The organism is Microbacterium sp. NPDC055357, assembly GCF_053644835.1.
On the sequence record NZ_JBSHLZ010000003.1, the window covers coordinates 106,398 to 132,867 of the forward strand.

General features: G+C 67.1%; 22 protein-coding genes. 10 read left to right on the forward strand and 12 right to left on the reverse strand.

Annotated features, from left to right (window positions below):
* Window positions 1-17 precede the first annotated feature (17 nt).
* The 4 genes from ACWICD_RS05810 to ACWICD_RS05825 are packed head-to-tail and all read right to left on the reverse strand — an operon-like array spanning window position 18 to window position 5,159.
* Window positions 18-1,298 (reverse strand): ABC transporter permease, encoded by a 1,281-nt coding sequence (locus ACWICD_RS05810; protein ID WP_454139616.1) that lies wholly within the window; start codon window positions 1,296-1,298, stop codon window positions 18-20.
* Window positions 1,295-2,524 (reverse strand): ABC transporter permease, encoded by a 1,230-nt coding sequence (locus ACWICD_RS05815; RefSeq protein ID WP_376129063.1) that lies wholly within the window; start codon window positions 2,522-2,524, stop codon window positions 1,295-1,297. Before ACWICD_RS05815 ends, ACWICD_RS05810 begins: the two co-directional genes overlap by 4 nt.
* A gap of 2 nt (window positions 2,525-2,526) precedes the next feature.
* Window positions 2,527-4,050, reverse strand: coding sequence for an ABC transporter ATP-binding protein (locus ACWICD_RS05820; RefSeq protein ID WP_376128995.1), 1,524 nt, complete (start codon window positions 4,048-4,050; stop codon window positions 2,527-2,529).
* A 29-nt stretch (window positions 4,051-4,079) separates the two neighbouring features.
* The gene (locus tag ACWICD_RS05825; RefSeq protein WP_376128997.1) at window positions 4,080-5,159 is read right to left on the reverse strand and encodes a BMP family lipoprotein; all 1,080 of its coding nucleotides are present in this window, start codon (window positions 5,157-5,159) and stop codon (window positions 4,080-4,082) included.
* 176 nt (window positions 5,160-5,335) lie between these two features.
* Here ACWICD_RS05825 and ACWICD_RS05830 point away from each other — a divergent pair, with 176 nt between their 5' ends.
* Both ACWICD_RS05830 and ACWICD_RS05835 read left to right on the forward strand, forming a co-directional pair.
* Window positions 5,336-6,358 carry an adenosine deaminase gene (locus ACWICD_RS05830; RefSeq protein ID WP_454139617.1) on the forward strand — a complete coding sequence of 341 codons (1,023 nt, stop codon included), beginning with the start codon at window positions 5,336-5,338 and terminating at the stop codon, window positions 6,356-6,358.
* Window positions 6,359-6,501: 143 nt separating this feature from the next.
* A complete protein-coding gene (locus ACWICD_RS05835) occupies window positions 6,502-7,023 on the forward strand; it encodes a DUF1801 domain-containing protein (protein ID WP_376129001.1) in 522 nt (173 codons plus the stop codon).
* On the opposite strand, the gene ACWICD_RS05840 is transcribed toward ACWICD_RS05835, so the two are convergent.
* From ACWICD_RS05840 to ACWICD_RS05855, 4 genes are read right to left on the reverse strand one after another with little or no spacing between them, the layout of a single operon-like run.
* Window positions 6,984-9,689, reverse strand: coding sequence for a TIM barrel protein (locus ACWICD_RS05840; RefSeq protein ID WP_376129065.1), 2,706 nt, complete (start codon window positions 9,687-9,689; stop codon window positions 6,984-6,986). The genes ACWICD_RS05835 and ACWICD_RS05840 overlap by 40 nt on opposite strands.
* A gap of 35 nt (window positions 9,690-9,724) precedes the next feature.
* Window positions 9,725-11,488 carry a thiamine pyrophosphate-binding protein gene (locus ACWICD_RS05845; RefSeq protein ID WP_376129003.1) on the reverse strand — a complete coding sequence of 588 codons (1,764 nt, stop codon included), beginning with the start codon at window positions 11,486-11,488 and terminating at the stop codon, window positions 9,725-9,727.
* 11 nt (window positions 11,489-11,499) lie between these two features.
* The gene (locus tag ACWICD_RS05850; protein ID WP_454139618.1) at window positions 11,500-12,366 is read right to left on the reverse strand and encodes a citryl-CoA lyase; all 867 of its coding nucleotides are present in this window, start codon (window positions 12,364-12,366) and stop codon (window positions 11,500-11,502) included.
* A complete protein-coding gene (locus ACWICD_RS05855) occupies window positions 12,363-13,811 on the reverse strand; it encodes an aldehyde dehydrogenase family protein (RefSeq protein WP_376129006.1) in 1,449 nt (482 codons plus the stop codon). The genes ACWICD_RS05850 and ACWICD_RS05855 overlap by 4 nt, the downstream gene beginning before the upstream one ends.
* Before the next feature lie 269 nt (window positions 13,812-14,080).
* Between ACWICD_RS05855 and ACWICD_RS05860 the strand changes: the two genes are divergently transcribed.
* The 6 genes from ACWICD_RS05860 to dctP all read left to right on the forward strand — a co-directional run bounded on the left by ACWICD_RS05860 (window position 14,081) and on the right by dctP (window position 21,657).
* Complete coding sequence (locus ACWICD_RS05860; RefSeq protein ID WP_454139619.1) at window positions 14,081-17,059, forward strand: outer membrane protein assembly factor BamB family protein; 2,979 nt, start codon at window positions 14,081-14,083, stop codon at window positions 17,057-17,059.
* Between the two features lie 101 nt (window positions 17,060-17,160).
* The gene (locus ACWICD_RS05865) at window positions 17,161-17,775 is read left to right on the forward strand and encodes a hypothetical protein (RefSeq protein WP_376129009.1); all 615 of its coding nucleotides are present in this window, start codon (window positions 17,161-17,163) and stop codon (window positions 17,773-17,775) included.
* A 224-nt stretch (window positions 17,776-17,999) separates the two neighbouring features.
* Window positions 18,000-18,635, forward strand: coding sequence for a TRAP transporter small permease (locus tag ACWICD_RS05870; protein ID WP_376129011.1), 636 nt, complete (start codon window positions 18,000-18,002; stop codon window positions 18,633-18,635).
* A gap of 3 nt (window positions 18,636-18,638) precedes the next feature.
* Complete coding sequence (locus ACWICD_RS05875; protein WP_454139620.1) at window positions 18,639-19,916, forward strand: TRAP transporter large permease; 1,278 nt, start codon at window positions 18,639-18,641, stop codon at window positions 19,914-19,916.
* Between the two features lie 31 nt (window positions 19,917-19,947).
* A complete protein-coding gene (locus ACWICD_RS05880; RefSeq protein WP_376129015.1) occupies window positions 19,948-20,397 on the forward strand; it encodes a type II 3-dehydroquinate dehydratase in 450 nt (149 codons plus the stop codon).
* Window positions 20,398-20,598: 201 nt separating this feature from the next.
* Window positions 20,599-21,657 (forward strand): TRAP transporter substrate-binding protein DctP, encoded by a 1,059-nt coding sequence (gene dctP / locus ACWICD_RS05885; RefSeq protein ID WP_376129016.1) that lies wholly within the window; start codon window positions 20,599-20,601, stop codon window positions 21,655-21,657.
* 62 nt (window positions 21,658-21,719) lie between these two features.
* Here the strand turns inward: dctP and ACWICD_RS05890 are convergent, their stop codons facing one another.
* Complete coding sequence (locus ACWICD_RS05890) at window positions 21,720-22,487, reverse strand: IclR family transcriptional regulator (RefSeq protein WP_454139621.1); 768 nt, start codon at window positions 22,485-22,487, stop codon at window positions 21,720-21,722.
* Window positions 22,488-22,490: 3 nt separating this feature from the next.
* Window positions 22,491-23,246 (reverse strand): IclR family transcriptional regulator, encoded by a 756-nt coding sequence (locus ACWICD_RS05895; protein WP_376129020.1) that lies wholly within the window; start codon window positions 23,244-23,246, stop codon window positions 22,491-22,493.
* A 115-nt stretch (window positions 23,247-23,361) separates the two neighbouring features.
* Between ACWICD_RS05895 and ACWICD_RS05900 the strand changes: the two genes are divergently transcribed.
* Complete coding sequence (locus tag ACWICD_RS05900) at window positions 23,362-24,258, forward strand: shikimate dehydrogenase (protein ID WP_454139622.1); 897 nt, start codon at window positions 23,362-23,364, stop codon at window positions 24,256-24,258.
* Between the two features lie 31 nt (window positions 24,259-24,289).
* Window positions 24,290-24,904 carry a TetR/AcrR family transcriptional regulator gene (locus ACWICD_RS05905; protein WP_454139623.1) on the forward strand — a complete coding sequence of 205 codons (615 nt, stop codon included), beginning with the start codon at window positions 24,290-24,292 and terminating at the stop codon, window positions 24,902-24,904.
* A gap of 11 nt (window positions 24,905-24,915) precedes the next feature.
* On the opposite strand, the gene ACWICD_RS05910 is transcribed toward ACWICD_RS05905, so the two are convergent.
* Window positions 24,916-25,677 carry an IclR family transcriptional regulator gene (locus ACWICD_RS05910; RefSeq protein WP_376129025.1) on the reverse strand — a complete coding sequence of 254 codons (762 nt, stop codon included), beginning with the start codon at window positions 25,675-25,677 and terminating at the stop codon, window positions 24,916-24,918.
* Window positions 25,674-26,417 carry an IclR family transcriptional regulator gene (locus tag ACWICD_RS05915; protein WP_376129027.1) on the reverse strand — a complete coding sequence of 248 codons (744 nt, stop codon included), beginning with the start codon at window positions 26,415-26,417 and terminating at the stop codon, window positions 25,674-25,676. Before ACWICD_RS05915 ends, ACWICD_RS05910 begins: the two co-directional genes overlap by 4 nt.
* Between the last annotated feature and the right edge of the window lie 53 nt (window positions 26,418-26,470).

Consider the following 26,470-nt stretch of genomic DNA (forward strand, 5'->3'; position numbering starts at 1 on the left):
GGGTGTGGGGGTCTGGTTCATGCGGTCACGTAGGGTTTGCCGGCCGCGGCGGGTCCGCGGACGTGTCCGACGAGACCGGCGACGGCGAAGATCGTGACGACATAGGGCAGCATCAGCATGAGCTCGCTCGGCACGGGAGAGCCGATGATGCTGAGAACGTATTGCAGGCTGCTGGCGAAGCCGAACAGAAGCGCCGCCAGGGTCGAGCGGATGGGGTCCCACCGCCCGAAGATCACGGCGGCGAGCGCGATGAACCCCGCGCCGGCCGTCATGTCGATGTTGAACGAGCCGACCGACCCGAGGGTGAAGTACGAGCCGCCGAGACCGGCGACCAGACCCCCGAGCACGACGGTGCGGAACCTCGTGCGATTGACCGGGATGCCGACCGTGTCGGCGGCCTGCGGGTGCTCGCCCACAGCGCGGACGCGCAGACCCCACGTCGTGTGGAACAGGGCGTACCAGACCACCGCGACGGCGACGTACATGACGTAGACGATGAGTGTCTGCTGGAACAGCACGGGCCCGATGATCGGGATGTCGGCGAGGAACGGGATGGGAAGCGCCGCGAACCGGGGCGGCGAGTTCAAGGCCGCGGCGTTGGGGCTCAGCACCTGCGTGAACAGGAAGGCCGTGAACCCCGTGACGAGCACGTTCAGGACGATGCCGACGATGACCTGATCGACGACGTAGCGGATCGAGAACACCGCGAGCACCGCGCCCACCAGCATCCCCGCGATCATGGCGGCGACGAGGCCCGCGAAGAGGTTGCCGGTGAGGGATGCCGCGACGGCACCCGAGAACGCACCGGCGAGGAACTGCGCCTCGATCGCGACGTTGACGACCCCGACGCGCTCGGAGATCACGCCGCTGAGCGAGCCGAAGATCAGCGGCACCGAGACGCTGAGGGTTCCGACGAGCAGACCCGTGAGCGGGAGGGTCGCTCCGGACCCCGCCCAGATCAGGAAGCCGTTGACCAGGACGACGCCGAACACGACGCTGACCCACAGGGGCGTCGGTCGGTGCCGATACGCCCGCACGGCTGACGTGCCCGCCCCGATGAGGAGCAGCACCGCAGCGACGACGGCGGCGGAACCGGGCACGACGAGGTCGGGGAGAGCGATGACGTCGGTGTCGGTGGAGAGCCGGAACGTCGTCGCCTGCGTGCGCGGGATGCCCAGGAACAGCGCCGTCGCGGCGAGGGCGAGGGTCGCGAGGATCGTCGGGGTGCGCCAGCTGCGGGGCGTGGGGATGTCGTCGTCTTCGGTCGGGACGAGCGGGGTGATCGTGGGGACCGTCATGACACCGCACCCTTCGCGAAGGTCGTGCTGGGCTGGGGCAGGTGGAAGATGGCCCGGACCAGCGGCGGTGCGGCGATGAGCAGCACGATGATCGCCTGCACGACCACGACGATGTCGGCGGACACGCCCTCGGAAGCCTGCATGACGAACCCGCCGGCTTTGAAGGCGCCGAAGAGGATGCCGGCGGCGAAGACGCCCCAGGGGCGGGAGCGTCCGAGCAGGGCGACGATGATCGCGTCGAACCCGATTCCGGCGTCCACCCCGCCGGTGAAGCCCGAGGTGTTGGTGCCGAGCACCTGGCTCGCGCCGGCGAGGCCGAGGAGGCCGCCCGAGACGAGCATGGCGAGCACGTAGGTGCGGCCGACGTCGATGCCGGCGACCCGGGCGGCGTGCGGGTTGAACCCGACGGCGCGGAAGCGGAAGCCGATCGAGGACCGGTTGATCAGCCAGGCGCCGCCGATCGTGACGACGACGGCGAGGACGAAGCCGAAGTGCAGGTTGTAGCGGTCGCCGAGGAGCAGCGGGAAGACGGCGGTGTCGTCGATGGGCGGCGACTTGGCGTTGTTCTGACCCGGCGCCTGCAGCAGCGGCGTGCGCAGCAGGTACGAGATCAGGTAGAACGCGACGTAGTTCAGCATGATCGTCGTGATCACTTCGTGCGCGCCGGTGCGTGCCTTGAGCAGGCCGACGAGACCGCCCCACAGTGCTCCGCCGATGATGCCGGCGACGACGGCGGCGAGCATGTGCAGGCCCCACGGCAGGTCGAGGGTGAAGCCGACCCAGCCGGCGGCTCCCGCGGCGATGAGCATCTGTCCGCGGCCGCCGATGTTGAACAGGCCCGCGCGGAACGCCATCGCCACGCCCAGCCCCGCGATGATGAGCGGGGTCGCGAAGGTGAGGGTGTCGGTCAGCGGCTTGATCGCCGAGGGGAAGTCGGGTGCCGAGAAGTTGATGACCGACCCGCGGAACAGCGCGCCGTAGGCACCGGTCACCGCCTCCCAGATCGCGACGAGCATGTCCATGGGGCGCCCGAAGAAGTAGGCGGATGCCGCGATGACGTCGTCGTTCGTCGCGGCGATCAGGACCGCGCCGATGAAGAGGGCGACCACGATGGACAGCACCGCGATCATGGCGCTGCCCGTCGTCGCGGCGCGCAGCGCGCCGTGCCAGTCGACACGGCGCCGCCGGTCTCGACTGCCCGATCGGGTCTGCTCGGAGGCAGGCATGGTCATGCGGTCGCCTCCTGGGCGTCGGGAAGGATGCCGGCCATCATGAGGCCGAGGTCGTCGCGCGGGGTGTCCGCGGGCACGATGCCGACGATCTGACCGTGGTACATCACCATGATCCGGTCCGCGAGGGCGGCGACCTCGTCGAGCTCGGTGGATACGACGAGCACGGCGACGCCGGCGTCGCGCGCGTCGACGATGCGGTTGTGCACGAACTCGATCGATCCGACATCGATCCCGCGGGTCGGCTGCGAGGCGATGAACACGCGCAGGTCGCGGCTGAGCTCGCGCGCCAGAACGACCTTCTGCTGATTGCCGCCCGAGAGCGTGCCGATCGGGCTGTCGATACCGCCCGCACGCACATCGAACTCGTCCATCCGATCTCGACTGAACTGATCGAGCGCCTGATTCTGGATCGTCGCGTGCGCGACGAAGGGTCGGTCGTGCGACCGGTTGAGCATCAGGTTCTCGGCCAGCGTGAACTCGGACACGATGGCGTCGTGGTGCCGGTCTTCGGGCACGTATCCGACACCGGCAGCGATGATGTCGCGGACGTCCATTCCCGTGAGCGACGTGTCATCCAGACGGATGCTGCCGCTCGTCGCCTCGCGCAGACCCATGATCGCCTCGACCAGTTCGGTCTGCCCATTGCCCTGCACCCCGGCCACGGCGAGGATCTCGCCGGCGCGAGCGTGGAACGAGACCCGGTCGACGGCACGGTGCCCGTTGGCATCGAGCACCGTGAGGTTGTCGACGACGAGACCGCCGTCCTGCTGCGGCTGCGCCGGCTTCTTGTCGACCGTCAGCTGCACGGGACGGCCGACCATCATCGTCGCGAGCTCCGCGCTGCTCGCCGTCGGAGCGGCCTGGCCGACGATCTTCCCGTGGCGCATGACGGTGATGGTGTCGGCGACTTCGCGCACTTCGCGCAGCTTGTGCGTGATGAACACGATCGCGGTACCGGCATCCCGCAACTGGCGCATGATCTGCATGAGCTCGTCCGTCTCCTGCGGCGTGAGCACGGCCGTCGGCTCATCGAAGACGAGCACTTTCGCCTGACGCGAGAGGGCTTTGACGATCTCGACGCGCTGCTGCACACCGACCGGCAGGTCTTCGACGAGGGCATCCGGGTCGATCTCGAACCCCAGCTGCTGCGAGATGCGTCGCACGGTCTGCCGCCCGGCATCCGTGTTCAGCCGCCCACCGCGCCGGGAGTTCTCGTGGCCCAGCATGACGTTCTCGGTCACGGTGAAGACCGGGATGAGCATGAAGTGCTGGTGGACCATCCCGATCCCCGCCTGCATCGCGTCGCCGGGTCCGCCGAAGTGCTGCGGCACACCGTCGAGGAGGATCTCGCCCTCTTCGGCGCGGTACAGCCCGTAGAGGATGTTCATCAGCGTCGACTTGCCGGCGCCGTTCTCACCGAGCAGGCAGTGGATCTGCCCGGGAAGAACCTCGAGGTCGATGCGGTCGTTGGCCACGAGCGGTCCGAACCGCTTCGTGATGCCTCGCAGCTCCAGTTTCATGCGCGCGCCTTCTGCGTGAGGAGCCGGGCTCAGCCGAGGGTGTCGAGGGAGCCGTCGATGATCTGCGTCGCGAGTTCGTCGAGGGCGTTCTGCAGTTCGGGGCTCACCGCCGAGGCGAAGTCGTGGAAGGCCGAGAGTCCCGTGCCCGCGTTGGCGAGCGTTCCGACGTATGCCTCGGGGGTGAACTCGCCCGCGCTGGCCTGCGCGATGATCTCGAGCACGGCCGCGGTCGTGCGCTTCTCGACCGAGGTGAGGATCATGGCGGCATAGTCGGGGGCGGTCACCGCGACGTCGGAGTCGACGCCGATGAAGACGACGTCCTTGCCGGAGTCCTTGATCGCCTCACCGGTCGCGGCGAAGAGAGGGCCGGCGACGGGGAAGAGCACGTCGGCTCCCTGATCGAGCTGCGCGGCCGAGATCGACTTGGCGGTCACCTGGTTGACGAAGTCGCCGACGAAGACGCCCGTCTCGGTGGCCGGATCCCAGCCGAGCACCTGGGTGGGCGTGTCGTTGTCTGCCGCCCACTGCTGCGCGCCGTTGTAGTACCCGGTCATGAAGTCGGTGATCGCACCGTTCTGGATCGCGCCGAACGTGCCGATCGTGTGCGTCTCGCTGTGCGCTGCCGCGAGGTAGCCGCCCAGGAACGCCGACTCGCTCATCGCGTAGGTGACGGCCTTCAGGTTCGTGGTCGCCTCGTCCTTCACGAAGCCGTCGACCGTGACGAAGTCGATGTCGGGGTTGGCTGCGGCCGCGTCGTTGACGGCGTCGTTCGCGTCGAAGCCGATGCTGAAGATGAGGTTGCAGCCCTGGTCGACGAGCGATTCCAGGCCGGGGCGGAAGTCATCGGCGGTCTTCGACTCGAAGGGGATGACGGTGACGCCGAGATCGCTCTTCGCGGTCTGCAGGCCCTCGTAGACCTGCTCGTTGAAGGACTTGTCGTTCCATCCGCCCGATCCCGAGACGGCGCACGCGATGAAGTCGCTGTCTCCGGATGCACCGCCCTCGTCGACAGGCGGCGGAGTGGAGCATCCCGCCAGCAGCAGGGGCGCGGCGAGGAGGGCGGTCGCCGAGGCGATGAGGGACGTGCGGGTGCGGGAACGCGTGGTCATGTCGGGTGTGTCCTAGGGATGAGGAGAAGCACCGAGAAGAAGCTAAGGGTGCGGGTCACGACGAGAGTCGCTCCTCGATAGAACCAATGGCATGATTGGTTTGTCAAGCGGCGCCGGTTCTATGAGCACTTGCGTCGATTGGTACCGATGGCCTGGGTTGGATCCTGAGGAGACTGATGTCGGCGGCAACGCTCGAAGACGAGACCGGCAGCCTCGCGAAGGCGGAGCTGCACCTGCACATCGAAGGCACGCTCGAACCCGAGCTGGCCTTCGAGCTCGCGGCGCGAAACGGCGTGCAGCTGCCGTTCGCAGACGTCGAGGAACTGCGCGACCGGTACGACTTCACCGACCTCGGATCATTTCTCGACCTGTACTACGTCTGCATGACCGTGCTTCGCACAGAAGCGGACTTCACCGACCTCGCGCTGGCCTACTTCGCGCGCGCGCACGCCGATGGCGTGCGCCACGTGGAGATGTTCTTCGACGCGCAGGTGCACCAGCGCAACGGTGTGTCACCGGGCGTCGTCATGGACGGTCTTCTCGCAGCGTTCCGCGAGGCTGAGCGCCGATGGGACATCACCGGGGGGCTCATCCTCTGTTTCGTCCGCGACCTTCCGGTCGAATCGGCAGAGGCGCTCTTCGACGAGATCGCGCCGCGTGCGCACGAGCTGCTGGGGGTCGGGCTGGACTCCGCCGAGGTCGGCTATCCGCCGGCCCTCTTCGCGAGCCTCTTCGCGCGCGCCGAGAGCCGGGGGCTTCGCCGGGTCGCTCACGCGGGCGAGGAGGGTCCGCCCGCGTACATCTGGGAAGCCCTCACCGACCTGCAGGTCGACCGCGTCGACCACGGCATCCGCGCCATCGAAGACGCCGACCTGGTCAACTACCTCGTCGAGCACCGGATCCCGCTCACGGTCTGCCCGCTCTCGAACGTGCGGCTGCGCGCCGTCGCCGACATCCGGTCGCACCCGCTTCGCGCACTGTTCGACGCGGGGGTGCTCGTCACCATCAACTCCGACGATCCGGCCTACTTCGGCGGCTACGTCGGCGCCAACTACGACGCCGTCGCCGCCATCGGGTTCGACGCCCACGAGCTCGCCACCCTCGCCGAGAACTCCATCATCGCCTCGTTCGCGACGGACGCGCGCAAAGACGAGCTTCGCCGGCTGATCGGCGACTGGAGGGCGGCGAACGGCGCGTAGGGTCTGCGCGTCGATGCCGTGGAGCTGAAACCGGTCGCGCCCTATCGTGAAGAGATGACCGAGGACCCGCGACCCTGCTGAGGGTTATCGTCGCGGGGCAGCCGCGTCAGGATGGTCATCACCAGCGAACGGACGGACTCGACATGAGCGAGAACACAGGATCCGCGAAGAAGTCGCCGGCGATGTCACCGTCGGACGTTCCCGTCGAGGTGGCTCTCGAGAAAGCGACGGGTGCCCGCCGCGACGAAGCCGACGAGCTGCTCGAGCTGTTCGGCGAGATCACGGGCGAGCCGCCGGTGGTCTGGGCCGGTCGCATCGTCGGCTTCGGGACATACGAGTACCGCTACGAGAGCGGGCACAGTGGACAAGCGCCTCTCCTCGCCTTCGCCTCGGGCGCGGCGCACCACACGATCTACTTCCTCACCGATTTCACGACGCGGTGGCCCGATCTTCTCGACCGACTGGGCAAGCACCGCGCCAGCAAGGCGTGCCTGTACGTGACGCGACTGTCGGGTGTCGACCGCGACGTGCTCCGCGAGCTGCTCGAACTCTCGCTCGCGGCGACCGGGGTGTCGGAGGCGCAAGGATCTCATCCCCCCGCTCCGCGCGTCGAGGCCGCAGGCTCTCAACCGCCCGCGAGAGATGGCGCCGCGGCATCCAGATGACGGCGTGACGCGGCGATCGCGAGCCGCGCGTGCTCCTTCGCTCCGACCTGGGCGACGAGGGTCGCACGGGGGATCTCGAGCGCCAGGGGCAGGTTCGGTGGAAGCGCGTCGAGGATGCCGGCGATGTCGAGGTCGCCTTCGCCCGGAAACAGCCGTTCGAACCGGGCCGTGTGGATGAGCCCTTCGGTCGTTGTGGGGATCTCTCCGGGTGCGTCGCACACGTGCACGTAGTGGAACCACTCGCGCGGCAGCGCGCGCAACTCGTCGAGCGTCGATCCGGATCGCCAGAAGTGCAGCGCATCGATGAGGAGCCCCGCGTTCGGCTGATCAGCGGCGCGCAGCACGCGAACGGCCTCAGAGAGGTTCGGCGTCTCGGTCCACGAGGGGAACTCCAGATCGAGCGTGAGCCCGAGGGGTCGCGCGAGCTCGCACAACTCGGCGAATCGGTCGGACTTGCGCGCGAAATCGGCGTCGGGGAGCTGCGTGATGACGTGGCGGGCGCCGAGCTCGGCGCCCGCTTCGAGAAAGCGCAGGTAGTCGCGTGGGCTGTCACTCGAGGTCATGCGGGCGAGCTCGATGTCGAGCACTTCGACCCCCATGGCCGCCAGGTGCGTCTTCGTGGCCCGCATCAGCTTCGGGTCGTACGAGAGGGGGTAGTTGGGCTCTTGCGCCGTCACCTTCGTCATGCGCAGGCCGACGTAGCGGTAACCGGCGGCGGCCGCTGCGTCGACGAGTTCGGGTGGCGTCAGGCTCAGCGCGGTCAGGTGCGCGAGCGAGTAGTCGTAGCGGTGGTCGGTCGGAACCTCCGATGACGTGACCTCGAGCATCCGCATCCGCTGGCGGCGATGGGCCGACATGCGGAGGGGGACGCTGTGCGGATCACCGAAGCCGTCGTAACCGTCGATGCGCTGCACGATCTCGAAGAAGACCCGCGATCCCACCATCTCGGTGAAGAAGTGCAGGTACTCGCCGTGTCGATCGCGGTCGTAGACGATGTCGTTCTCGCGAAGCACGGCGATCATGTCAGCCGGAAGGCCGACCCGCGCCTCGAGATCGTCGTAGTAGTTGCCGGGGATGCGCAGGATCGATGCTCCACTGTCGTGCAGCGCCCGCGCACACGCGACGACGTCGTCGGTGCGGAACGCGATCGACTGCGGGCTCGAGATGCTCGGAGCCCAGTCCCCGCGGCGCAGCGGAGATGTGCTCAGCGCGATTCGAACGCGGTGAGCCGGGTCGGTCGCAGTCCACCGGTGCACGACGCCGAACGGCGCATTGACCTCGGTCGGCTCACCCGCCGACAGGCCCAGCACGGTACGGAGGAAGAGAGTCGACGGCTCGAAGTCGTCGACGGAGTCCGTCATCGACACATGATCGATGTCGTGCAGGAGCGGTGACGTCGATGCGGAAGCGCCCGTCGGCTCGAAATCTGCGAGCCAATCCCCCTCGCAGAAGAACAGCGCCGTGCCGTCGGGAGTGGCGACGGAGTTCAGGTCGGCTTCGCCCTCGCCGAGCTTGCGGGCGAGCTTGGGCGCGAGCAGGCTCTGCGCTCGCCGGAAGGACGCGCGCGCGTCTGACGTGTCGACCCCCAGCGCGATGATCGACGCCGTCGCGGGGTCGATCGATCGGTCGGGCGCGAGGTCGAGAAGGACGCGCGCGTCTCCCTGCTCCCACAGCTCGACAGGCTTCGAGCGGTGCTGCCCGGTGTGGGTGAAGCCCAGCCTGCCCAGCAGGCGCGCGAGGAGGGGGCGCGACAGCGCATCGACCGCGAACTCGACGAACGCGTACCCGTCGAGGCGCGGAGCAGGTGGAAGGGTGCTCGATGCGGACCGGAGGGCGGCCGGGCCGCGCTCCCCCACAGCTTCGGCCAGCGCACGCACCGACCGCATGGCATCGATCGCGGCGTGGCGTGGATCTTCCTGCTGATAGACGTCGTTGAACACCTCGAGCGCGATCGAGCCTCGATACCTCTTCACCGCGAGCTGCTCGAGGAATCCGTGGACATCGAGCACGCCCTGCCCCGGGAACACCCGTGAGTGCAGACTCCATTCGCGCACGTCCATGCCGACGCGCGGCGCGTCGGCGAGCTGCACATGGAAGATCTTCGCGGGATCGAAGGCGGCAAGCTCCACCTGCGGATCGTTGGCGTGCGAGAGCACGTGGAAGCTGTCCAGGCACATTCCGAGAGCGGCATGATCGGCCCGCCGGACGATGCGCCACGCGTGCTCGTGCGTGCGGACGCGGCCCCACGGCACCGCCTCGAGCGCGAGTCGAACACCTCGCTGCGCGGCCAGGTCGGCGATGCGCGACAGCTGCTCCGCGGCGAGCTCGTCGTCGTCGATTCCGTCGTCCGAGGTCGTCGAGCAGCAGACGAGCACGCGCGCGCCGAGCTCGCTCACCAGATCGAGCTTGCGTTCGGCGTGGCGCAGGCGGGCATCGAACAGGCCGGGCCGGACGGCTTCAACATGCAGCGGCTGGTATACATCGATCGAGAGACCGAGGTCCGCGGCCTCTTCGGCGACGCGACGGGGCGACCACGGTGACACGAGGAGGTCGTATTCGAGCAGTTCCACCCCACCGAATCCGGCCGCGACGGCAGCCCGCATCTTGTCCTGGAGCGTGCCCGCCAGCGACACCGTGGAGATCGAGACAGAAGACTCGTCACTCATGGGCGTCACCGGTCATCCGACGTGAGCTGGGCATGTCACGAGGTCGCGACGTGTTCGATCTTCTCGTCAGGCGAGTAGATGTCGAGGATGTTCCAGTGGCCGGTCGTCGGTGTGGGGACGTTGACCATCGAAACGTCGATCACGACGGGACCCTCATGCGCGATCGCACGCTCGAGCGCCGGTCTGAACTCCGCGGCTGACTCGACCTTGATGCCCGTGACGCCGTATGCCCGCGCGATCGCTGCGAAGTCGGTATACATGGGGTCGTCCGCCGTGCCGAAGACCGTTCCGTACGTCGTGCCGAACGCCGCCTTCTCGAGCCCGGCGATCGTCCCATACGCGTTGTTGTTCATCACGACCCACACGACGGGCGTGTTGTGCTCGCGGGCCGTCGCCAGGACGGAGGGATTCTGCCCGAAGCCGCCGTCGCCGACGAGAGAGACGACGACGCGGTCGGGGCAGGCCATCTTGGCTCCGACGGCGGCCGGACCGCCGAACCCCATCGTCGCGAACCCGCCGGGTGTCAGGATCGAACCGGGCGTCAGGATGTCGAACTGCTGACCGACGCCGTTCTTGTTCCAGCCGACGTCGGTCGTGATGATCGCGTCGGCGGGCAGCACGGCGCGCGCCTCGGCCAGGATGCGCTCGGGCCGCATGGGCCACGCCTCCGACACCTGCGCCGCCGCATTGCGGCTCTTGAGATCGTCGCGATTCGCGGCGATCCTGCCGATCAGCTCGGCGCGATCGATCGTTTCGGGAGCGAGCCGGCGCGCGATGCGCACGAGCGTCTTGAGCGCGGACTTCATGTCGGCGAGCGCGCCGATCTCGAGCGGATAATTGCGCCCCAGCTCGGCGGGATCGATGTCGATCTGCATCAGCTTGGTCTTCGGGATGTCGAATGTGTACTCGGGATACCACGAGCTCGAGTCCGCTTCGGCGAAGCGCGTGCCGAGAGCGAGGATCCAGTCGGCCGTTCGGGTCATCTCGTTCGTGAACGCCGTACCCCAGAATCCGGTCATGCCCAGCACGAGCGGATTGTCGTCGGGGACAGCGCCCTTGCCCATCAGGCTGTGCGACACGGGCAGCGAGAGCAGCTCGGCGAACTCCAGCAGCTCGTCGGTCGCGTCGGCGCTGATCACGCCGCCGCCGACGTAGAGCACGGGGTTCTCCGCCTCCAGCAGATTGCGCACGATCTGTTCGGCGACCTCTTCGTCGAGACCGGGCTTCGCGAGCGTGCGCGTATTGCTGATCGCCTTGTCGAACGTCGCGACGTCGACCTCGGCCGAGAAGACATCCATCGGCACATCGACCAGGACGGGGCCGGGTCGCCCGCTCTCCGCAAGCGTGAACGCCTTGTCGAGCACTTCGGCCATGAGGTGCGGCTGGTCGACCCGCCACGCCCGCTTCACGAACGGGCGGTAGATCTCGTATTGGGCCGCGTCCGCGTGGAGATTGACCTCCTGATGCGGATGCTTCCCGTAATAGTGCGTCGGGATGTCGCCGGCGATGACGACCATCGGAATCGAATCGAGTGCGGCGTTCGCCACCCCCGTCGCGGCGTTCGTCAGGCCCGGCCCGAGGTGCGACAGCACGACACCTGTCCGCTTGCCCGCTCGCGCGTAGCCGTCGGCGGCGTGCGAGGCGATCTGCTCGTGACGCACATTGATGAAGGAGATCTGCTCGCTCTTTTCGAGGGCAGCCAGAAGTGCGATGTTGGTGTGCCCGCACAACCCGAACACGTGCTCGACGGCACGCGCCTCCAAGTACCTGATGATCTGGTTCGACACCAGGTCTTTCATGTCGTTCTCCTTCATTGGTCGGTCTCTTTCGGGACGGCGCGTCGGGCCGGTCCGGTGTAGGTGTATCCGAGTGATTTCGGCAAGGGTCCCTTGATCCGTCCGCCCTGCGTCATCTGCTCGTAGGCATGCGCGAGGATGCCGACCGACCGCGCCAAGATGAAGACACCTCGACCCAGCTCCGGCGGAAGACCGAGCTCGCAGTAGATGACGGCGGTCACTCCGTCGACGTTCATGGGGATGCGTCGTGTCCGGCCGTGGCTGATCTCGTCTTCGACGGCCCGGCCGATCTCGGCGAACCGCCCATCGATCTCGCCCTGCGCGACGGCGTCGTCGACGAGCGAGAGAAGGCGCGGAGTGCGCGGGTCGAGGGGGTGGAAACGGTGCCCGAACCCCGGCACGTACGTGAGTCCCGCGTCGCGGTGTCGCTGCAGAACGCGGCGCGTCGCTTCGCGGACGTCGCCCGCGCTGTCGAGCTCGGCGTCGATCTCGAGGTAGATCTCCATGCACTGCTGTCCGGGTCCGCCGTGGATGTCGTCGAGAACGTTGATCGCCGACGCCATCGCGCCGTTCACGGGCGCTCCGCACGTCGTCGCCATCCGCGCGATCGCGATCGACGGCGCCTGCGGACCGTGATCGACGGATGCCACGAGTGCGGCCTCGAACAGCGCAGCGCGAGCCCGAGTGGGCAGTTCGCCCTGAACCATGAGCCAGATGGTGTCGACGAAGCCGGCGTTGCCGATCAGGTCCTGAATGGGATACCCGCGCAGCGCGATCTCGCCGGGATGGATGTCGATGATGTCGGTATGCCACCACCCGCGCGCTTCGGCGACGAGGGCCTCGGCGGATTCGCCCGTGGTCGACTCATCGATCGTGCTCACCGAGCGACCGCTGACGGTTCGGCCGCTTCGAGAGCAGCGTCGTAGAAGTCACCGAAGAGCTCCTCGTCTGAGGGCCGGTCTTCGGCGATGACCCGAGAGACCCAGGTCGTGTTCATGTAGTGCTTCAACGACACGTTCTCGGACGTGATGTTGCCGCCCCACGTGCCGCACCCCATCGACGAGGTCATCGGCATCCCATTCGTGAACGCACCGGCGTTCGCCTTCGAGTTGGGCTGCCGCACCATGATGCGCGAGACCGGCATGTGCCGGGCGAAATAGTCGACGTGGGCGTCGTCCTTCGACGCGATGCCGCACGAGTGACCCTTGCCGCCGATGTCGTAGAGGCGCTTGGCGACCTCGACTCCGTCTTCGAAGCTCCCCTCGTATGCGTGGACCGCCATGAGCGTCGTCAGCTTCTCTTTGCAGAACGGCCGGTCATCGGCGATGCCGTCGCCCTCGACGAGGATGAACTTCGTGCTCGCCGGCACCTCGAACCCGGCGGCTCGGGCGAGCGCCTGCGGGGACACCGCGACGGTGTCGGCGAGGCGGTGGCCTTCGTCATCCCACATCACCGCCTGCAACGCAGCCCGCTGGTCGGCGGTCGCGAGGTGACCGCCTTCGTCCTGCAGTGCGGCGAGCATGTCCTGGTACCGCGACGCGGGCACGAGGACGTTTCCGTCTGCCGAACAGCCCGAGCCGAAGTCCGATGTCTTGGAGAGCATGCAGTTGCGCGCCGTCTCTTTCAGATCGGCCGTCTCATCGACGAACTCGGTGGCATTGCCGGCGCCGACGCCGTAGGCGGGAGTACCCGAGCTGTACGCGGCGCGCACGAGACCCTGTCCGCCGGTCGCGATGACCAGATCGGAGCGGCGCATGATCTCCTGCGATGCGGTGAGGCTCGGCAGCGTGATGCACTGCAGGATGTCGGCGGGAGCGCCTTCTGCCTCGAGCGCTTCGCGCATGAGACGCACGGTCTCGAAGGTGGTGTCCTTCGAGCGCGGATGCGGCGAGAAGACGACGACATTGCGCGCCTTGACGGCGTAGATCGCGTTCCCCGCGGGAGTGAGATCGGGGTTCGTCGTCGGCACGACGCACCCGATCACTCCGACGGGCTTGCCGTACTTGACGAGACCGCGCTCTTCGTCGGTTTCGATGATGCCGACGGAGGGGCTGCGCAACGCGTCGCGAAGGACACCGCGGATCTTCATGCGCTTGTTCATGCGGCTGTCGAAATCGCCGAGGCCGGACTCTTCGATCCCCATGTCGACGAGTCGGTGAAACGACGAGCGATTCGCGACGGCCCAGGCGATGGCCTGAATGAGGCGATCGACGCGCGCTTGATCGTACGTCTCGATGACGGCGAGCGCCGCCTGTGCCCGCGCGAACACCTCATCGAGTTCTCGAGTCTGTTCGCTCGTGAGGGTTTTGGATGCTGATGCAGCCATGACAACTCCGTCCAGGGCTAGGTGCCGGTCGTCGCATGCTAAGCAGGCGCACTGATCCCGACCAACCGTTGTCCCACTGAGCAGAAAGGCAACGCGGTGTACCACTCGATGGGCCGATCGGTTGCCCCCTCGGAGCGGGCGGTCTAGCGTCCGGAGCGCTGACCGGCGCCGATGCCTCCAGTTCGGCACTTCGGTCGGCATACCCCCAGGGACGTGAGGCGGGCACGCACCGCCCTCCGTCTGATCGATGACGATCAAGGAGCACGCACATGCGCAAGACATTGAGAAAGAGGCTGGCAGTAGTGGGGGTGGGCGCGCTCGCGCTGACCCTCGCTGTCGCCGCCTCACCCGCCACAGCGGTGGGAACGGGTTCAGACCCCGTTCCCCCCGCCGGTCTGACCGGCCTCGAACCCACGGGTGTCGACATGCCCACGGTCGGCGGAAACCTCGGAAACCAGCACTACTCCGGACTGACGCAGATCAATAAAGACAACCTCGACCAGCTCGCGCCGGCGTGGCGCACGCACGTGTCGGCTGTTGCACCGGCGACCAACCACACCGGACAGCAGACGACCCCCATCGTCGTGGGAGGCGTGATCTACCTGGACACGCCCCAGGGCGGCGTGATCGCCGTGGACGGCGCATCCGGCGACCCGATCTGGAAATGGAACGGTGGCGGCTTCGGGCTGTCCGGAACGCGTCGCGGCGTCTCGGCCGGCGACGGCAAGATCTTCACGTTGGCAAGCGGCAGCAACATCATCGCGCTCGACCAGGAGACGGGCGAGCAGGTGTGGGCAGTCCCGGCGCGGGGCCCGGAAGGCCAAAGCCTCGGCGGGTTCGGCAAGGTCGCGACCGTCTACAACAACGGCATCGTCTACGCCCACGCGGCGGACGGCAACCGCGGAGCGGTCGCCGCATTCGATGCCGATGACGGATCGTATCTCTGGCACTTCTTCGGCGGGCCGCAGCGCGGTGAAGAGTTCACCGGCCTCGACGGGATCACCTTCGACGCGTCCGAGACGTGGGGCCCCGTCCTGGACAACGGCACGGACTGCGCCGCTGTGGCCGGTGCCGCTCCCTGGATGCACGGCTCGGTGGATCCCGAGCTGAACATGTACTACATGACCTTCGGCAACGCCCGCAGCTGCACCTCGTCGCAGAACGGCTCGCAGCGTCCTGGAGACAACCTGTTCTCGAGCACGATGGTTGCCGTGGATGCCACGACCGGCGCGTACAAGTGGCACTACCAGTCGATCCGCCACGACGTGTGGGACATGGACAACGTCCACCCGCCGACGCTCGCGGACATCGAGGTCGACGGCGTCGAGCGCAAGGTGGCGTTCTACGGCAGCAAGTCGGGTCACCAGTTCGTGATCGACCGCACGAACGGCCAGCCGGTCACCCCCACGATCGACAAGCCCATGATCGTCGACTCGCGCCAGAACCAGCCTGACACGCAGCCGTTCCCGGTAGAGCGTCAGCTGCCGGAGTGCGTCGTGTGGGAGAAGCTCGATGCCGACAACGTGCCCGGCAACCCGTGGCGCGCGGTGCCGAACTACAACGGCTACCAGGCCGACGCCGAGGGCAACCTCGTCTTCAACCCGGACAGCTACGTCGCCGCCGATGAGCCGTTCCTCACGTACCCCGAGGGTCACTCAGGGCACCGCGAGGGCTGCATGTACGACCCGCAGTGGGATATGCCGATCCTCTCGACGACGAGCCAGAACGGCGGCGGCGACTGGTCGAACCAGTCGTACAGCCACAGCACGAACATGGTGTACTTCCCGTACGGCACGAACCCCGTCGCTCACTACAACGGAGCCGGCTCGAACGGACTCCGCGCGATGGGTCAGTACCAGACCGGCGGCATCCTCGCCTATGACGCCTCGACGGGCAAGGTCGTGTGGACGAACCACCTCGGGACCGACATGTCGCACGGCCAAGGGCCGCTGACGACGGCATCGGACCTGCTCGTGGTCGGGCAGATCGACGGCCGCGCCCTGATCATGGATGCCGTCAACGGTGACGTCCTCTGGGACTTCCAGACGGGGTCGGGCATCGCTGCCGCTCCGGTCACCTACGAGGTCGACGGCGAGCAGTACATCGCCGTGTTCGCCGCCGGGTCGACGAACCCGTACGGCGGATCGGTCACGCAGGGCGACTCGCTGTGGGCCTTCAAGCTCAACGGTGCCTACACGAACGCGACGGGAAGCCAGGAGGGGCCGAACACCTCTCCCTTGACCATGCGTCGCCCCGTGAGCGGTTCCGCCGTCGCGGGCGAGACGGTCGACAACACCGTTCTGCTCGCGCGCAGCAGCCGCACGGCGGACACGGCAGCGGCGCAGGACAGCGTCGCGACGAACGCCATGCAGCCCACGCACCTGCGGGTGCCGGTCGGCACGACGGTCACCTTCCGCAACCCCGGGGCCGAGACGTTCCCGAACTTCCCCAACCTGAAGGAGCACTGCGCGACGCAGTACTTCGAGGGTGAGTTCAACGCCAGGCTGCAGCCGGGCGAGACGTACCAGCACACCTTCACACGTGCCGGTGAGTACTTCTTCAACGACTGCACCGACCCGCGCCCGACCGGCAAGATCGAGGTCGTCCTCGCACCGCAGGATCAGCCGGGCGCTCTGCGATTCACTCCGGGTCACCTGCGATTCGGCACACCCTCGGGCGTGTTCTCGCAGGTCGACGGGACGATCGACGCACAGTTCGACCTGCCCGCCGGGTACACGTACGACAGCGCGGCCGAGCTCATCACTCCGCTGTCGGCGACGCCCGTCGAGCCGTCCGACGTCACGGCCGAACCGAGCCGCGTCACGCTGCAGTTCGATGCGGCCGACGTCGACAACAACGTCCCGGCCGGCGCAGTCGACCTCACGGTGCGATTGAACGTCCTGAACGCCGACGGTGAGCAGGAACAGCTCACCTCGACGGCCACGGTGACCGTCTCGAAGGGTGTCGCAGCGCATACGACACCTCGCACGCTCGCGGGCAAGGCGTACGTGTCGGTGACCGCGACGAACTACACGGGCGCAGCCGCGGACATCACGGTGACGACAGAGTTCGGCAAGAAGGTCTTCCCGAACGTCGCTCCCGGAAAGTCGGTCGCCGTGTCGTTCAACACGCGAGCGACGTCTGTTCCGGCCGGCGAGGCCACGATCACATCGACGACGATCGTCGACGGTGAGTCCGTGACCGAGACGAGAACGGCGCCGTACCGGGCTATTCCCGCGGGCGGCTGACACCGGGCGTGTGGGGTGCGAGCACCCGGCTCGCACCCCACACGTCACCCGAGCCTCGGTCACACGATCGAGGCAGAAGCGATCACACAGAAAGAGATTCAATGATGAAGAGATCAACCCTCACCCGCGCGGGCGGCATCGCGTTCGGCGCGCTGCTGCTGGCGTCAGCCGGCACGGCTGTCGCGACCGCTGACGAGATCGACGATGGCACCGTCGACATCAACGTCGAGATCACCGACCGCTACCCGTCGGGCGTGCTGGCTCTCTCGGTCGCGGCGAACGACACCGCGCTCGAAGAGGTCGACTCGGGCGACCCGCTGGTCCGCGAGTTCACCGGCGTCCTCCCGACCGTGACCGTCACCGACACGCGCAGCACTGTTCCCGACAGCCCGTGGTTCGTCCTCGGCACGGCGAGCGCTTTCGTCTCGGGCGACGACTCGATCTCGGCCGACCATCTCGGGTGGTCGCCCGCTCTGGCCGCGGACTACGGCACAGCGATCGAGGTCGGCGGCGACATCGAAGGTGTCCTGGACGACGAGGACAGCGAAGGCCTCGCCTACGCTGACGGCGAGCTGCTCTACCTGAACACCGACCAGGTAGCGACATACGACCAGGGTTCGTGGTCGGCCAACGCAGCCCTCAACCTCAAGGTCGCCGCCGAGAACGCGGCATCCGGTTCCTACACCTCGGTGCTCACCCTCTCGCTCTTCGAGTAGGACTGTCGAACCCCGACGAGGCGGGGGATGCCGGCACGACCGGCGTCCCCCGCCTTTCGCTCGTCATCTGCGGCACCCGGACGTGCAGAGGATGTCCCATTCGGCGAAACTCGACTTTGCGCGGCCACCTGCGCAGACCAGAGTCGCAGGGGCAGTGAGCGCGGTGCCCGACCCGCAGCAACAGAGAGGTTGACCATGCAGCCCGAACGAGTGGCGACGACGCCATGACGACGAACGGTCCCGAGGAGGTCACTCCCGACGACCCGGCCGCAGCCGCGAGCGCGGAGGAACTCGGCGAGTCGATCTTCCCGCCCACGCGAACGTTCTTCATGGAGCCCGACCTCAACAAGGGCGTACCGCCCGACCCGTGGTTCATCAGGGCGCTCTCCGGTGTCGAGATCGCCGTCGGCGTCACCCTGTTCGCGTTCGTCATCTTCGGCACCATGTACCAGGTCGTCGGGCGCTACTTCCCCCAGATCGGCTGGGTCGGCTCGGGCGAACTCGCACTGCTGTCCATGATCGCGCTCACCTTCACGATGGCCGGCTACCTCGTGGGTCGGAACGGACACATCGTGCTCGAGATCTTCGACCAGTTGCTGGCGGGAAAATGGCTCTTCACCGCGTTGCGAATGATCTCGGCCGTCATCATGGTGGCCGTCTGCCTCGCGCTGACCTATGAGGCGTACGTCAAGCTCGAAACCGAGTGGGTCCGCCTCAGCGCCGCCATGAACCTGCCCCTCGGCATCCTCTACATCTTCGCGCTGGTCGGCTTCGCCTCGGCCGCCGTGCAGTCCGCATACAAGATTCGTTACGCAAACCGCCCCGAGCGCCAGCTCGACATCGGTGAGATGGAAGGCTGATCGATGGAACTCTGGCTCTACATTCTGCTCTTCGTCGCGCTCTTGCTGCTGCGCGTCCCGGTCGCGTTCGCGATGATCGGGTCGAGCATGCTGTACTTCTACACGAACGGTCTCTCCGCCGGGTATGCCCTCTCGTCGACCGTCAACGGCATCAACAGCTTCCCCCTGCTCGCGGTCCCGCTGTTCATCTTCGTGGGGTCGATCGCCAACAATCTCGGCATCGCCACCCGGCTCTACGACCTGGCGCGCGCGCTCCTGGCGCGGCTTCCCGGCAACCTCGCCTACGTGAACCTCGGCACGGCGATCGGCTTCTCGTGGATCAGCGGATCGGCCCTCGCCGATGCCGCATCGACGAGTAAGGTGCAGATCCCGCAGATGCTCAAGGCCGGGTATCCCTACGGGTTCTCGTCAGGTCTGACCGCATCGGCGTCGCTCATGAGCACGATCATGCCGCCCAGCATCCCGGCCGTGCTCTTCGCCGCGACGGCATCGATCTCGACGGGGGCGCTGTTCGCCGGCTCGATCATCCCGGCCGTGCTCATGGCCCTCGGGTTCGCCATCTACATCTTCATCTGGGTGCGCCTGCACCCCAAGATCGCCGTGAAGAGCACGTTCGACGGCAAACTGCTCGGCAAGGCGACCGTTCGTGTCATCGGGCCCGCGATGCTGCCGGTCATCATCCTCGGCGGAATCTTCAGCGGAATGTTCACACCGACCGAGAGCGCAGGCATCGCGTGCGTCTACATGCTGCTGCTCGGTCTCATCTATCGCACGCTCACGTGGCAGGTGTTCTGGAAGTCGTCGAAGGAGACGATCATCATCTCCGGCGGCATCCTTCTGATCCTGGGAGCTTCGAACCTCATGGGTCAGGTGCTCGCCCGCGAGCAGGTGTCGCGCAACCTCGGCGAGTGGCTCGTCAGCTTCACCGACAACCCGCTGGTGTTCCTGCTGATCCTCAACGTGCTGCTGATCCTGCTGGGCATCCCGCTCGAAGCCCCGCCGGTCATCCTGGTGCTCGTGCCGATCCTGATGCCCATCGTCGCCCAGTTCGGCATCGACCCCCTGCAGCTGGGCGTCGTCATGATCCTGAACCTCATGATCGGCTCTCTGACACCACCGGTCGGTGCCGTGCTGTTCGTCGTCGGGTCGATCACGCGCAGACCGATGGGCGAGCTGTTCCGCGGCGTCCTGCCGTTCCTCATCCCCCTCGGTACCGTTCTGCTCCTTCTGACGCTCTTCCCGGGCATCATCACGTTCCTGCCGTCGCTGATGGGACTGTGACCCCGCGTCGCGCCTCGGAAAGGACTCGTCGATGGCGAGAAAGCTGTTCGTCCTGAACGGCCCGAACCTCAACATGATGGGACTGCGTCAACCGGAGCTGTACGGCACGGCGACGCTCGATGATGTTCGGGCTCTCTGCGAACGGGTCACGGACGAGCTGGGATTCGACCTGTTCTTCGCCCAGTCCAATGCCGAGCACGAGCTCGTCGAATGGGTGCACGAGGCGTTTCGCCAGGACGCGGTCGTCGTCATCAACCCCGCCGGCTTCAGCTTCACGTCGATCCCGCTCTTGGATGCGCTGCGGATGCTCTCGACGCCGATCGTGGAGCTGCACATCACCAACATCCTGGCACGGGAGTACGAGCCGTCTCTGGTCTCGAAGGTGGCTCACGCGGTCCTCGCAGGAGCCGGCATCTACGGCTACGAGCTCGCGGTCCGCGCCGCCCACCGCCTGTCGGCGGACGAGGGTCTGGCGCGATGACGACGCGCGATGTTCCACTCGCCGGGACATATGTTTGTCACCGCGGTGAAGTCCGTCAGAGTCGGCACTGCCACCAACCGAACCTTGGCATTCCGGTCGAGTCGAGCAGTGCCCGAAAGTCCTTTCGTCGACCGATTGTCATGACCCGGTGACGAGTGTCTACAACCCGTACGACGACGTGCGAAGCCAGAGGAGAATCCCATGAGCACAGCCCATTCAATGCGTCGCAGCATGTTCGCAGCGACGGCGCTGGCAGCGACGGCGCTGATCGTCGCCGGTTGTTCCGGCGGCGGAACGCCGAGCGGCTCGGCCAGCGAACCCGCGGCAGACCAGGACAACCCGGTCACGCTGACCGTCGCGACGAGCCAGAACGAGCAGACGCCGAACTACTTCTGCGGAGTCGAGCTGCTCAAGGAGCGCCTCGAGGACGCTGACATCGGCTTCACCGTCGACCTCTACCCCGCGAGCCAGCTCGGCCCCGACGCCGACCGCTTCCCGCTCGTTCAAGCGGGCGACATCGACATCGATCTGCAGGGTGCGTCGGCCCTGAGCGCGACGTACGAGCCGATCGGCGTCATCGACGCGGCCTACGCGTTCAACGACATCGACCACGCTTTCCAGTGGATCGACGAAGGGTCCGACGAGCTCTTCACGAACTTCCACGACGCAACGGGCGTCCGGGTCGTGGACGGCTGGTTCTTCGGCAACCGCACGCTGACGACGAAGGACGTCGAGGTCCGCAGCCCCGACGACCTCGCCGGGGTCCCCATCCGCTTCCCCAACTCGCCGCAGTTCCTCGCGAACGCGGAAGCGCTGGGTGTCACCAACCCCGTCTCGGTCGCTGTCGAAGAGGTCTACTCGGCGCTGCAGCAGGGCATCGCGGTCGGACAGGAGAACCCGATCGTCGCGACCCACTCGTCGAGCTACGACGAGGTCCTCGACACCATCGTGCTGAACGACCACAACGCGGGCATCCACTGGCTCATCGTCAGCGACAAGACCTACGACAAGATGAACGACGAGCAGGCCGCGCTGCTCGAGCAGACCATCCACGAGATCCGCCCCGAGAACCGTGACTGCGTCGAGACGGAGACCGAAGAGATCCTCGACACCTACCGCGGCGATGACACCTACACCGTCATCGAGCGGGAAGAGATCGACATCGACGCCTTCATCACGAAGGCCGAGGAGTACTTCGAGAACCGTTACCAAGGCGACAACCTCACCGCCTACCAGGCCATCCGCGACATGGCGGGCTGACACGACACATCGCACGGTGATGGGGCGGGTGCATTGCGCACCCGCCCCATCACTTTTCGTCCTCAGTGCGCGGCGACCGTCGCGAGTCGGCGACTCAGCGTGAGCGCCGCGGCACGAACGGCCGGAACCACCGAATCGATGAGGAACTCGCCCGTCGGGCCGGCGACCGAGATCGCCGCCACCGGGATCCCGGCCGCACCGAGCACGGGACTGGCCGTGCCGGTCACCCCGGGCACGTACTCTTCATGATCGGTCGCTGCACCGCGGTGGCGAACACCAGCCAAGTCACGCAGGAGCGTCGGCTCGTCGGTGATCGTCTGCGGCGTCCGCGGCTCGAACCCCGCCGCGACGACGCGTGAGACGACGTCTCGCCGCGAGACGGCGAGGACGGCTTTACCCATCGCGGTGGCGTACGCGGGAAGGCGTGCGCCCACCCGCAGCGGGGGCGGCAACGTCATCGATGCTCCCGGCAGAACGGCGATGACGACGACGTCCGCGCCATCGAGGACACCGAGGTTCACCGTCTGGCCCGTGACATCCCGCAGCTCTCGCAGGACCGGAAGCGCCTGCCGGCGCAGCACGCGCGGCTGCTGCACCGTCTGCCCGAGCTCGAACAGCCGGACCCCGAGGTAGAGCTTGTCGCCGTCACGGTCCAAGAACCGCTGCTCGACGAGGTCGGCGGCGATCCGCGACACCGTGGACTTCGGCAGCCCCGCCCGACGCGCGAGCTCTGAGACTCCCAATCCCTCATCGTGCTCGCCGAACGCGTCGAGCACCGCCGACAGCCGGTCGAGCACGCTGACAGAGACGGTCCAGTCGGCTGTGCGCACGGTCTACGCCGCCGCCAGACGCCGGGCGATGGAGGTGCCGGCGGCGCGGATGAGCGGCGCCGCCTGTTCCGGGTCCATCGATCCACTCGGACCGGCGATCGACACGGCGCCGATGACCGCGTGGCCTGTCGACAGCACCGGACTGGCGACGGCCGTGATTCCGGGGTAGGACATCTGAGCGTCCACCGCCACCACCGCGGTGCGCACGTGCGCGAGCTCATCGCGGAAGACCTCGGCGTCGACGTCGCCCAGCGTCGCGCTGATCCGGTCGAGGACCGCGACGTCTCCGCAGAAGGCGAGATACGCCTTTCCACTGGCGGTCGTGAGAGCGGGCGAGCGCATTCCGGCGCGTGTGGGGAGCATGGACAGCTGTCCCGCCACCGCGATCGACACCATGTCGGTGCCCTGCTGAACCCACAGCCCGACACGTTCACCGGTCGTGGTGCTCAACCGGCGCAGAACGGGCGCGGCCGCGTTGATCAGTCGCCGCGGCAGGTTCGCTCGCGATCCCAGCTCGAACAGGCGCAGTCCCAGTGTGACGCCGGCATCGGTGCGCTCGAGATATCTGTGATCGGCGAGATCGGCGACCAGTCGCGACACCGTCGATTTCGGAAGGCCCGTGCGACCCGCGATATCGGTGATCGAGATCGAGCCATCGCCGTCTTTGACGGCGTCGAGGATCGCGAAGATCCGGTCGAGCACGGCGACGGGCGCCGTGACGGCGCTGGGGGTGGTGTTCCATTCGGCGAGACTCGACATCGAGCGTCCCCTTCTACGCAGTTGAATCATCGGTGATTCTCCTCGCCTCTCGAATGTACTAATCAGTACGTTTGGGCACAAGGGCTCGTCCCGGTACACACAACGGAGGCGCGGAATGCGTTACCTGATCGGCCTCATCGGCGAGGGCATCTCGGCCTCCCTGACCCCGAGAATGCACGAAGCCGAGGGCAGGCTTCTCGGCTTCGACTACGAATATCGCGTCTTCGATGTGCTGAAGCCTGCGTACATCGATGAGCACCTCGGCGGACTGCTCTCCGCCGCGCGCGCCCAGGGATTCTCGGCCGTCAACATCACGCACCCGTTCAAGCAGCGGGTGCTCGCCCTGGTCGATCACCTCGACGAGCATGCGGCGGCGCTCCAGGCCGTCAATCTCGTCGTCTTCGATGAGGGCCGCCTCGTGGGCTACAACACCGACTGGAGAGGCTTCGGCTTCGGTCTCGAGACCGGGCTTCCCGGCGCATCTCTGGACCGTGTCGTACAGGTCGGCTGCGGCGGCGCGGGGGCCGCAACCGCATACTCCCTGCTCGCCCGCGGCGCCGCGCGAGTGGACCTGCACGACGCCGACCCTCGACGGGCCGAGGATCTCGCCCGACGTCTGGGCGCGCATTACAGCGAGCAGCAGGTCTCCGCTCTTGCCTCGGACGACCTGGCGGCGGCGCTCTCCTCCGCCAGCGGCGTCGTGCATGCGACTCCCATGGGCATGGTGCATCATCCCGGTGTAGCCGTCGATCTCGACGCGCTCGGGTCAGGCGCGTGGGTATCCGACATCGTCTATCGTCCCTTGGAGACTGAATTGCTTCGACAGGCGCGGCGTCGGGGTCACCCGACGATCGATGGCGGTCGAATGGCCGTCGGGCAGGCATACGTCAGCCTTCAGATCATCACCGGCGCCGAGCCTGACATCGACCGGATGCAACGCCACTTCCGCGCCCTCGTGAGGGCCGAAGAACAGTCAGGAGGAGCCGGCTTCGATGATCGATCACACAGGTGAGGCGAAGTCTGCGGTCACAACGACTCGGGCCGTGCGTACGCGTGCAGACATCCTGCGGGCCGCGACGTCGGAATTCGCCTCCAAGGGATACACCGGCGCACGTGTCGACGAGATCGCGGAGCGCACGCGCACGACGAAGCGGATGATCTACTACTACTTCGGATCGAAGGAGGGCCTGTATGTCGAGGTGCTCGAGCAGGTCTACGCGCAGATCCGCCGCGTCGAGAAGGGTGTCGACATCGACCGCCTCGCTCCCGACGAGGCTCTGCGCGCCATCGCAGAGGTCACCTACGACCACCACACGACGCATCGCGAGTTCATCCAGCTCGTGAGCATCGAGAACATCCACCGCGCAGAGCACCTCGCCCGGTCGAGCACGATCCTGCGCGAGAACAAGACGGCGATCACCCTGCTCGAGCAGGTGATCGGTCGCGGGGTGCGCGAGGGGACCTTCCGCGACGATGTCGATGCGATCGACGTGCACATGATGATCAGCGCCTATGCGTGCTTCCACGTCGCCAACCGGCACACGTTCAACGCCGTCTTCCAACGCGACATGCTGGATCCCGCACTGCAGGAGTCGCATCGACGCCTCATCGGCGACATGATCGTCGCAACCATGACATCACGCCGCGAGATGCCCTGACGCTCGCGCGATCAGCGCGGCGGCGCCGAGAGGCGGCGGCAGAGGGCCGCTGCCGCCCCTCTCAGGACAGGTGCGATGCCCTCGATGTCGAACTCGTCGGCGAGTCCCGACACCGAAAGCGCCGCCGCAAGCCTCCCCGGAGCAGTGAACACGGGAACCGCGATGCCGGCGGCATCCGAAGCGAACTCGCGCTGCTCGATCGCGAGCGCACCGGCGCGAATGTCGGTCAGCTGCCGACGCAGCCTCGCGTCGTCGGTGATCGTGTACGGCGTCAGTGACGCCAGCCCGGCGGCGAACGCATCCTCGACGACCTGCGGGGGCGCATACGCCAGAACGGCCTTGCCGAGGGCCGTGGCATGCAGGGGCAGTCGCACTCCCATTCCGACGCGCGAGAGTGCGTCGGTGCGTCCGCGCACCGCTGCGACGCACACGAGTTCCCGTCCGTCGGGAATCGCGAGGTGGACGTTCTCGCGCGTCTTGTCGCGCAGCTGCACCAGGATCGGCAACGCGACCATTCGCAGTTCCCGCGGTTCGCGGGCGAGCTGTCCCAGCTCGAACACGCGCAGACCCAGATGAATGCGCCGCCCATCACGTTCGAGGTAGCGCTGCTGCACGAGCGTCGCGACGAGGCGTGACACGGTCGATTTCGGGAGTCCTGACCGGCGGGCGAGGTCGGACAGCGCGATGCCACGGTCATCATGGTCGAACGCCTGCAGGATCTGGGTCATCCGATCGAGGACACTCACGGTGTCGTCGGCGGATGGGCCCGTCATCCTCCCGCCAGCGATGCCAGCCGGCGGGTGAGCACGAGCGCTGCGTGCCGCACGAGGGGGGCGATGCGCTCGAGGTTCATGTCGTTCACGGGTCCGGCCGCCGAAATGGCCGCGACGGGCAGACGGTCGGGTGAGAGGACGGGGCTGGCGATCCCGACGACGCCGGGGAACGTTTCGCAGTGGTCGACGGCGATCGCATCGGATCGGATGCTCGGAAACTCCCGCTCGAGACTGTGGCGTCGTCGCACGTCCAGATCGACCATGACCTGGGTCAGGGACAGGTCATCTTCAGAGAACGCCAGCACGGCCTTTCCGAGCGCCGTCGTCGCCGAAGGCACGCGCACGCCCGCCCGGGACGGTGCCGGAACGAGGCGTCCCCTCACCGAGATCACCGAGAGCATGTCGCAGCCCTCGTGCACGGCGACATTCAGGTGCTCGCCCGTCGCGTTGTAGAGCTCGGCCAGAACCGGCATCGCCGCCCTGCTGAGTCGACGCGGTGTGAGCGCCTGGGCGCCGAGCTCGAACAGCCGCAGGCCGATCTCGACCTTCCCGCCATCGCGAGTGAGGTACCGCTGGCGCACGAGATCACCGACGAGACGCGACACCGTCGATTTCGGGATGCCTGTCGTCATTGCGAGCCGGGTGATGGTGCTGGAGCCCTCTGCCTCGCGCACGGCGTTGAGAATTGCGAGGATGCGATCAAGCACCGACACGCGCTCGCCTCCGGGAGCGGAACGCATGTCTGAAGTATCCGCCGGGGCTGGAGACCAGGCAAGGCGCGTCCGCTCGAGCA